Source organism: Allofournierella sp. (assembly GCF_048388525.1).
In the GTDB taxonomy this organism is placed as follows: domain Bacteria; phylum Bacillota; class Clostridia; order Oscillospirales; family Ruminococcaceae; genus BQOK01.
Genome location: NZ_DBGCTQ010000090.1, coordinates 1 through 8,585 on the forward strand (window position 1 = coordinate 1; position 8,585 = coordinate 8,585).

The window sequence follows — 8,585 nt, forward strand, 5'->3', positions numbered from 1 at the left end:
CCCCTCCCGGACGCCGCACCAGTAGAGCATTTCAAAGGCGTAATAGGAGAGCGGTTTGTCCATCATGGCCTCCGCAAACTTTAGGTACTCAGCCTTTGTCCAGAACAGCATTTCCCGGCCCTTGGCCTTGCCCATGTTACCCACCTGGGCGGCGGGGTTTGCCTTTAGGTTGTAATGCCGCACCGCATGGTTGAACACGGCGCTCAACTGATTGTGAAGTGTTTTTAAGTACACGGGGGAATAGGGTTTGCCCTTTTCGTCCCGGTAGTTGAGCATTTCATTCTGCCACGCTATGACTTCTTTGGAGTGAATATCGCACATCTTCCGCCTGCCGAAGTACGGCACCAGCTTTTTGTAAAGGATATGCTCTTTTGTCCCCCAGGTGTTTTCCTTGATACGGCCTTTCATGTCCGCCACATAGAGGGCCACGAAGTTCTCAAAGGTCATTTCCAGGTCGGCGGTCTGCTGTTGCAGAAATGTCCGCTCCCATTCCAGGGCCTCCCGTTTGGTGGGAAAGCCCCGTTTCATCTTCTTTTCCTTTTTCCCCGTCCAGTTTTCATAGTAAAAGGACGCATACCAGGTTCCCTTGGTCTTGTCTTTGTATGCCGGCATTTTGCTCCCTCCCTACTGCTTGTCCCGCAGTCCGTAGAATTTTTCTTCAAAATAGCGCCTGCTCACCCGCCCGGGGATGGTGATGAAACCTTTTTGTTTCAGTTCCTCGTTCATCTCCCGCACCAGCTTGTAGGCGTAGGGCTTGGAAATCCCCAACTCCTGGGACACCTCCTCCGCCCGTACAAACAGTTCCTTTGCCACATTCAGCACCTCCTTATTTTAATTTCGCAAATATGTTAATGTCCGCATCTTCATTATACATTAACACAAGTGTTAATGTCAAGGATTTAATTCGCTTTTTTGTTAAACTTTATCTTGCATATTTCGCTTTTTTGCGCTATACTGTTTTCAAAGGCGGTGGGATATTATGACAGTCGGAGATAAGATAAAGAAAATCCGCACCTTTCGGGGTATGACGCAAAAGGAACTGGGGCTGGCAATCGGCTTTGACGAAAAGGGCGCGGACAACCGTATCGCCCAATACGAAACGAATTACCGTGTCCCCAAAACGGAAATGCTGGACAAAATCGCAGAGGTGCTGCGTGTCAACCGCCAGAACTTCTATACCGTAGCTCCGGGCTGCGCCGAGGACTTCATGCGGACGTTTTTCTGGCTGGACGAGGACACCCCCGGTGCAATCCGTCTGTTCCAGCTTGTTCGCAACCCCGGTAAGTATAATCTTTTGGACGATACCGATGTGCGCTACAACGACAATGACGATTGGCCCGCCCACGCTCCCGTGGGGATGTACTTCCAGTACGGCCTTGTGGACGAGTTCATGCGGGAATGGCTCTTGCGCCAGCAAGAGCTTCACGACGGGGAAATCACCAGAGAGGAATACCTTGAATGGAAACTCAACTGGCCTGACACCTGCGACGATTGCGGGAAGTGTGAGCCAAAAATCCAATGGCGCAAAGGAGAGGCGAACCTATGAAAATGCCTCCAGCAATTGACGCCGCTTTCTTTGCTCCCTGCGGAATGAACTGTATGGTATGCTATAAACATTGCTATGTAAAAAAGCCCTGCGTAGGTTGTCTGCCGGGTGACGACGGCAAGCCGGGGCATTGCCGCAAGTGCAAGATTAAGGACTGTATTCGAGAAAAAGGCTTGACCTATTGCTTTGAATGTAGTTCCTTTCCCTGCAAGTTGATTGAGAATTTAGAAAAGAGCTATAACCAGTGTTACGGTGCAAGCCTTATGCAAAGCAGCATTTTTGTAAAAGAGCATGGCCTTGCCGCTTTTATGGAACAGCAGCTTGAAACTTACACCTGCCCGAATTGCGGAGGAGTTATCTCACTTCACGACGCGGAGTGCAGCGAGTGCCAAACCAAGGCAAAATAAATAAGGACAAGCAAAAAACCGCCCTGCTGAATTTGTCGTTCAGCAGGGCGGTTTTGCTTGTCCCTTGCAATCATTCTCTCGAATGCCGGGCTGATACAAACAGTATCAATCCAGTATCAAGCGGCAAAGTAACAGGTCAAAAAGCCTGTATTTATGCGGGTTTGCGCCCTTTCGGACTTCATTCCCACTCAATGGTAGCCGGCGGCTTGCCGGTGCAGTCGTACAGCACGCGGTTCACATGCGGCACCTCGTTCACAATACGGCTGGTCACCTTTGCGATCAGTTCCCAGGGCAGGTAGGCGGGCTCGGCCGTCATAAAGTCCGTGGTGGTCACCGCCCGCAGGGCAACGGCGTAGTCGTAGGTGCGCTCGTCGCCCATCACGCCCACGCTGCGCAGGTTGGTCAGCGCCGCAAAATACTGGCCCAGGTGCTTCGCCTCGCCGCTGGCGGAAAGCTCCTCCCGCCAGATGGCGTCGGCCTGCTGTACCATTTTGATCTTCTCTCCCGTCACCTCTCCCACAATGCGGATGGCAAGGCCCGGCCCCGGGAAGGGCTGGCGGCTCACCAGCTCCTCGGGCAGCCCCAACTCACGCCCCGCGCTGCGCACCTCGTCCTTGAACAGATCCCGCAGCGGCTCAATGATCTCTTTAAAATCCACACAGTCAGGCAGGCCGCCCACATTGTGGTGGCTCTTGATCACGGCCGACTCGCCGCCCTGGCCGCTCTCCACCACGTCCGGGTAGATAGTGCCCTGCACCAAAAAGTCCACCGTGCCGATCTTTTTTGCCTCCTGCTCGAACACCCGGATGAATTCTTCGCCGATGATCTTGCGCTTTTCCTCGGGCTCCACGGCGCCCCGCAGCTTTTCATAAAAGCGCTGGCGGGCGTCCACACACACAAAATTCAGGTCATACGCCCCCTCGGGACCAAAGACCGCGCACACCTCTTCGGCCTCGTTTTTGCGCAGCAGGCCGTGATCCACAAACACACAGGTCAGCTGTTTGCCCACGGCCTTTGCCAGCATTACCGCGGCCACGCTGCTGTCCACGCCGCCGGAAAGGGCGCACAGCACCCTGCCCTTCCCCACCTTTCGGCGGATGGCGCAGATCGAATCCTCCACAAAGGAATCCATCTTCCAGTCGCCCGCGCAGTCGCACACGCCGTGCACAAAGTTTGCCAGCATTTTGCTTCCCTCGCGTGTGTGAAGCACTTCGGGGTGGAACTGCACGGCATACAGCTTTTTTTCGGGCCATTCCATTGCGGCGGCCGGGCAATTTGTGGTGTGGCCGGTAATGGTGAACCCCGGTGCCGCGGCCTCGATGTAATCGTTGTGGCTCATCCAGCACACGGTTGCCGGGCTCACGCCCCGGAACAGCTCGCTGGCCGGGTCCACCAGCACCTCTGCTTTTCCGTACTCACGTTCCGGCGCCACTGTTACCCTGCCGCCCAGCAGGTGCATCATAAGCTGGGAGCCGTAGCAGATGCCCAGCACCGGGATCCCCAGTTCAAACACCTCGGGGCTGATGGTGGGTGAATCCGGCAGATAAACGCTGTTCGGCCCCCCGGTAAAAATGATCCCCGCAGGCTTTTTTTCCCGGATCGCTTCCAGCGCCCGGGTATGGGGCACGATCTCGCTGTACACATGGCATTCCCGCACCCGGCGGGCGATAAGCTGGTTGTATTGCCCCCCAAAGTCAACGACCAAAATCGTCTGTGTCATTTGTCTTCCTCCCTCTATTCGTGAAAACCGACAAAGAATCGTGTTGATTATACCACACTTTGCCCATAAGGAAAACAAACTTTCCGGATTTTTTGCATTACAGCTCCCGCACCAGCTCCACCAGCGGCCGGGCGGTCTCCATGTCCACAAAATCGACGGTTTTGCCGTAGGTTTCCAGGATCCCCCTGTCCTGCCCGCCGCGCTCCGCTTCGGGCTTTTTCAGCAGCATGCGGCGCATCATGGCCATCATAAGCCGGTGCACGGGGCCAAGGCGGCTGTAATCCATGCCGCCCCGCAGAAAAAACAGGTGCGCCCGCCCCAGGGCCTCCGGCAGCGCCTTTGTCAGTTCTGCCCGGATGTGCTGCCGGGTGGCCTCGTCGGCCGGGTCGGCCAGCCCGCAGGTAAATACCACCAATTCCTTCCCCTCCAGGGGGTGGGGGGCGGTTAGCACTTTTTTTGCCCCGTTCAGCCCACCCGCATACAGCCCGCCGCCGTACACCAGCACCTCGCAGGCGGCAAGCTGCTGGGGCCGCAGCTGCCTCGCTTCCAGGGCCGGGCAGCCCAGCTGCCCCGCGATCCACTGGGCGTAGCGCCGGGTATGCCCGTAGCGTGACGCATATACCACCAATGCATTTTTCATTCCGTTTCCTCCTGCTGCGCCGCCGCGCAAAACGCGGCCAGCGCACTGTTTTGCAGCCTTTGCACCTCGGCGGCGTCCGTGTTTTCCCCCAGCGCCGTCAGCATAAACGAAAGGCCTGTGTTGAAGATCATCATCTGAAAATAAAGCGCTGTGGCCTTTTTCCGCGAAATACCCAGCTGCTGCGCCAGAAGCCCGGGCACCGCGGGATCCCCTTCCGCCTCGAATATAGCGCCCAGCGAAGCCACCTGCGGCCGGGGCCGCAAAAACCACAGGCGGTAAAGGTGCGGCTCCTCCTTTGCAAAAGCGGCGTAGGCCCGGCCCAGGCTGCCAAAGCGGTCGGCGGGGTCCAGCCTGGCCGCCACATAGGCATGCAGCTCACGGCCCGCCCGCTCCGTCACCAGCCTCTTCAGCCCCTCAATGCTGCCGCAATAACCGTACACCGGCTGCACCGAGCACCCCAAGGCGGCCGCCACGGCTTTTACCTGCACCGCCTCCGCGCCCCGCTCCCGCGCCAGCCGGAACGCGGCCTCCACCACCATTTCCCGGGTAATTTTTTGAGTTGGCATCCGTTCTCCCCCTTTGCATAAATAATTTACATAAATAGATTATATATGATGCAGGCCTCAATTGCAAGTAAAAAAGGAAGGGGCCAGGGCCCTCTTCCTTTTTTACTCACAGTTCTTCCCACCGCAGCTGGGTCTCGCGCAGCGTGCGCTCTTTCCGCTCGCTCACCAGGTCCTGCGGGCCCAGCGCGCCCGCCAGCAGGGGCGAGGCCGGGTCATGGGGCGCCGGTCTGCGGCCATGATCCGCATAACAGTAAAGGCAACCGCCGGGGCAGGTGTCGTAGGCTCCAATGTCCACACTGGGCGCGCACCCGCAGGCCGGGCGCTGGTTCTTATCCTTTTCCGGGCGCAGCGGGCAGTGCAGGATCCGGCCCAGCCGCTCCGGGTCAATGCACCGCCCGTGGCGGATGCCGTACCGCGCAAGCTCCAGCCGCTCGGCGCAGCTTTCCATCGCAAAACCGTACGCTTCTGCGATCGGTGCCAGCGCAGCCGCCAGTTCTTCCTGCTTCGCCGGCGGAAAAGCCTCCAGCGCCAGGTCCGCCATGCGCTTGGCGGTGCCCCGGTAAAAATCCAAAAAACTGATCACACAGGTGTCGCTGCAGCCCTGCAGCTGCCTGGCCAGCGCCTCGAAGCTGCGCAGGTGGTGGTCGAACGTGTAGGTTTTACTCAAAAAAATGGGGTCGTACCGCCACACCACCCGCCCCGGGCCGATCGCCTGGGCAAGGCGCCGGAACGCGGGCACCAACACTTTTTGCTTGTCGGCGACCCGCGGCTCCACCTCCGGGCCGTAACCCGTCAGGGTAAACTGGAAGTAATAGGCATACCCGCTCAGCTCCGCCAGCCGGCCCAGCATAGGTCCGGGGTCTTTGGTCCAGAACACAATGCCGTCCACGTCCCCCGGCCGAAGGCTGACCCGGCTCACCCTTCGGGGGTTCAGGGGGTTGCGCACCAGCGCCTCCCCCTGCCGCAGCCGCTCGAACAGCCAGCCCGAATAGTAAGCCGGCAGGTCGGTGCGGCGGCTCGCGCTGATGATCATTCCAGCTCCTCCCACTTTTGCAGGGCGGCTTCCAGCACCTTGTCCATGTCGTAATAGCGGTATTCGCCCAGCCGCCCGCCAAACACCACCTTTTCTTCGGCCGCCAGCGCCCGGTACCGCCCGTACAAAGCGTTGTTCACCGCGTCGTTCACCGGGTAATAGGGCTCGTCGCCCAAGGCCCACTCGGCGCTGTACTCGCGGCTGATCACGGTTTTGGGCTGCGTGCCGAACTCAAAGTGCTTGTGCTCGATGATACGGGTGTAGGGGGTCTCGGCGTCGGTGTAGTTCACCACCGCGTTGCCCTGGTAGTCCGGCAGGTCCAGCACCTCGGTCTCAAACCGCACGCTGCGGTAGGCCAGCGCCCCCAGCCTGTAGCCAAAATAGGCATCAATGGGCCCGGTATAGATCACCCGGTCCGCCAACGCGTTCCAGGCCTCCCGGCCGGCCAGGTAGTCGGTGCCCAGCCGCAGCTCGGCGCCCTCCAGCATTCGCTCCACCATCGCGGTGTAGCCCCCCACCGGGATCCCCTGGTAATCCGCGTTGAAATAATTGTTGTCGTAGGTAAAGCGCACCGGCAGCCGCCGGATGATAAAGGCCGGCAGCTCCGCGCAGGGGCGGCCCCACTGTTTTTCGGTGTAGCCCTTTACCAGCTTTTCATAGATGTCCGGCCCCACCAGGTTGATCGCCTGCTGTTCCAGGTTCCGGGGCTCGGGCACAAAAGCGGCGGCCCGCTGCCGCTCCAGTTCTTTTTGTGCCTCGGCCGGGGTCGTCACCCCCCACATGGCATGAAAGGTGTTCATATTAAAAGGCAGATTATAGATCTCCCCCTTGTAATTTGCCAGCGGGCTGTTGGTGTAACGGTTGAACCTGGCGAACCGGTTCACATACTCCCACACCCGCTCGTTGTTTGTGTGGAAGATGTGCGCCCCGTATCGGTGCACCTGGATGCCCTCCACCTCTTCGGTGTACAGGTTGCCCGCCGTGTGGCCCCGCTTTTCCAGCACCAGGCAGGTGCGGCCCGCGTCCAGCGCCATGCGGGCAAAGGCGGAGCCGTAAAGCCCCGCCCCCACGATCAGGTAATCATAATGCTGCCCCATACGTTCCTCCTTCAGTTGAACCCCACGACCTTTTGGCTGATGCGGTAAGCAGCCAGCGCCGCCCGGCGGCCGGGCGTGCCGGGCAAATGCGTGAGCTGTCCCATGGCCCCCCGGCGCAGCTTTTTATACACCCAGGGGTCCCTCCTGCGGATGTAACGCCAAAGCTCGCGTTTTTTCTCCAGCTGCACGGCCTCGCCGCCCCGCAGCAGCAAAATCGACGAGATGATCGTAACGATTTCCAGGTAGTTGTACAGATAGCGCCGCAGCCGGTCGTTCTCCACGGTTTTCAGGTCCAGCTGTTCCAGCATGAGCCGGTTCACCAGCAGCTGCTGATCGATGCGCTGCAGCATCACCCGCTCGTTTACCGACTGGTCCTCCCTGCCGATGAAATAGTGATACAGATCCACGTCCAGGTAATACAGGCTCTCCACCCGGCGCATGGGCAGGTAAACGTACAGGTTGTCCACATAAAACGTGTGCTCCGGCAGGGTCAGCCCGCAGCTTCGCAAAAGCTCCGTGCGGTAGATCACCGAGTGCATTAAAATATACTGCCCCTTGCGGAAACGCCCCACGTCGTTCCACCCCAGCACCCGGTCCCGGGGCAGCACGCTTCGGTATTGCATCACCTTTTTGTGGGCTGCGCCCGCTTTGTCGTATATGTAATTGCATACCAGCAGATCAACCGGCGCTTGAAACCCGCGCAGGGTATCGAGCACCCTATGGTAGGCCGCGCCGTCCAGCCAATCGTCTGAATCCACAACCTTGAAATAAAGGCCACGCGCATTGCGGATCCCGGTCATTACGGCGCCGCCATGCCCCGCGTTCTCCTGGTGGATGGCCCGCACCAGGCCCGGGTAAGCCGCTTCCAGTTCATTTGCAATGGCGCCCGTACTGTCTGTCGAACCGTCGTTCACGATCAGGATCTCTACCTCGTTGCCGCCGGGCAGAAGGCTTTCCACACAGCGGCGCATATATCCCTGCGAGTTGTAGCAGGGCACCGCGATGGACAAAAGTTTCATATCTGTTCCCGCCTTCGGAGCTTGGTGATTCATGCCATCTTTTCCGTTGGCTTTTCCCTGAAAATGATCTTAAAAATGGGAAAAAACACCCAAAACGAGATGGCGCAGTTGATGATCATGGTAATAAAATCGGCCAGCGTCTCGCCAAAACCGCCCATGCCCCAGGTGCGGATGAACAGCTCGTAGATGGGCGCCTTATATAGCCCCTGGGCTGCGGCTGCCCCCACCGTGATGACCACATAGGCAATAAAATACCAAAACGCCGCTTTTGCAATGCCGCCCCTGGCCTTGAACGTGACCCTGCGCTGGGCAAAAAAGTTGATCACCTGGGCAATGGCCATGGTCGCCTGTACCGCGATAAAATAGGCAAACCCGCCGCCGCCCCCCTCGCCCAGGGGGCCCGCCGCATAGTCAAAAATATAATAGGGGGTCCCGTCAAAATTGTGCCCCAGCCGCCCCACCTGAAAACCAGTGCTCACCATATCGGTCATGCCAAGCACTGCCTTGAACAGCGGCATCAGTGCCAGTTGCAGCAGGGTTATGCCGTTGCTAAGCAA

11 protein-coding genes are annotated in these 8,585 nt (G+C 58.7%); 2 read left to right on the top strand and 9 right to left on the bottom strand.

All coding sequences use genetic code 11. The annotated features are described in order from the left end of the window. Positions 1-612: Arm DNA-binding domain-containing protein (locus tag ACMLHZ_RS10525; protein WP_418667678.1), on the bottom strand; the 612-nt coding region annotated here is incomplete at its 3' end. Between the two features lie 12 nt (positions 613-624). Then, a complete protein-coding gene (locus ACMLHZ_RS10530) occupies positions 625-813 on the bottom strand; it encodes a DNA-binding protein (RefSeq protein WP_418667679.1) in 189 nt (62 codons plus the stop codon). Positions 814-979: 166 nt separating this feature from the next. On the opposite strand from ACMLHZ_RS10530, the gene ACMLHZ_RS10535 reads away from it, so the two are divergent. Both ACMLHZ_RS10535 and ACMLHZ_RS10540 read left to right on the top strand, forming a co-directional pair. Next, positions 980-1,546: a helix-turn-helix domain-containing protein gene (locus tag ACMLHZ_RS10535; protein ID WP_418667680.1), complete on the top strand. Its 567-nt coding sequence runs from the start codon at positions 980-982 to the stop codon at positions 1,544-1,546. Next, positions 1,543-1,953 (top strand): DUF3795 domain-containing protein, encoded by a 411-nt coding sequence (locus ACMLHZ_RS10540; RefSeq protein ID WP_418667681.1) that lies wholly within the window; start codon positions 1,543-1,545, stop codon positions 1,951-1,953. The genes ACMLHZ_RS10535 and ACMLHZ_RS10540 overlap by 4 nt, the downstream gene beginning before the upstream one ends. Positions 1,954-2,131: 178 nt before the next feature. Here the strand turns inward: ACMLHZ_RS10540 and guaA are convergent, their stop codons facing one another. The 7 genes from guaA to ACMLHZ_RS10575 all read right to left on the bottom strand — a co-directional run. Beyond that, positions 2,132-3,673, bottom strand: a complete 1,542-nt coding sequence (gene guaA / locus ACMLHZ_RS10545; RefSeq protein ID WP_418667682.1) for a glutamine-hydrolyzing GMP synthase — start codon at positions 3,671-3,673, stop codon at positions 2,132-2,134. Positions 3,674-3,770: 97 nt separating this feature from the next. Beyond that, the gene (locus ACMLHZ_RS10550; RefSeq protein WP_418667683.1) at positions 3,771-4,313 is read right to left on the bottom strand and encodes a flavodoxin domain-containing protein; all 543 of its coding nucleotides are present in this window, start codon (positions 4,311-4,313) and stop codon (positions 3,771-3,773) included. Beyond that, positions 4,310-4,879 carry a TetR/AcrR family transcriptional regulator gene (locus tag ACMLHZ_RS10555; RefSeq protein ID WP_418667684.1) on the bottom strand — a complete coding sequence of 190 codons (570 nt, stop codon included), beginning with the start codon at positions 4,877-4,879 and terminating at the stop codon, positions 4,310-4,312. The genes ACMLHZ_RS10550 and ACMLHZ_RS10555 overlap by 4 nt, the downstream gene beginning before the upstream one ends. A 106-nt stretch (positions 4,880-4,985) precedes the next feature. Continuing rightward, positions 4,986-5,912 carry a DUF1848 domain-containing protein gene (locus tag ACMLHZ_RS10560; protein ID WP_418667685.1) on the bottom strand — a complete coding sequence of 309 codons (927 nt, stop codon included), beginning with the start codon at positions 5,910-5,912 and terminating at the stop codon, positions 4,986-4,988. After that, positions 5,909-7,009: a UDP-galactopyranose mutase gene (glf, locus tag ACMLHZ_RS10565; RefSeq protein WP_418667686.1), complete on the bottom strand. Its 1,101-nt coding sequence runs from the start codon at positions 7,007-7,009 to the stop codon at positions 5,909-5,911. The genes ACMLHZ_RS10560 and glf overlap by 4 nt, the downstream gene beginning before the upstream one ends. Positions 7,010-7,020: 11 nt before the next feature. Then, entirely contained in the window at positions 7,021-8,028 is a 1,008-nt protein-coding gene (locus tag ACMLHZ_RS10570) for a glycosyltransferase family 2 protein (protein WP_418667687.1), read from the bottom strand. A gap of 29 nt (positions 8,029-8,057) precedes the next feature. Continuing rightward, the coding region (locus tag ACMLHZ_RS10575; RefSeq protein WP_418667688.1) for a hypothetical protein at positions 8,058-8,585 on the bottom strand (528 nt) is incomplete at its 5' end.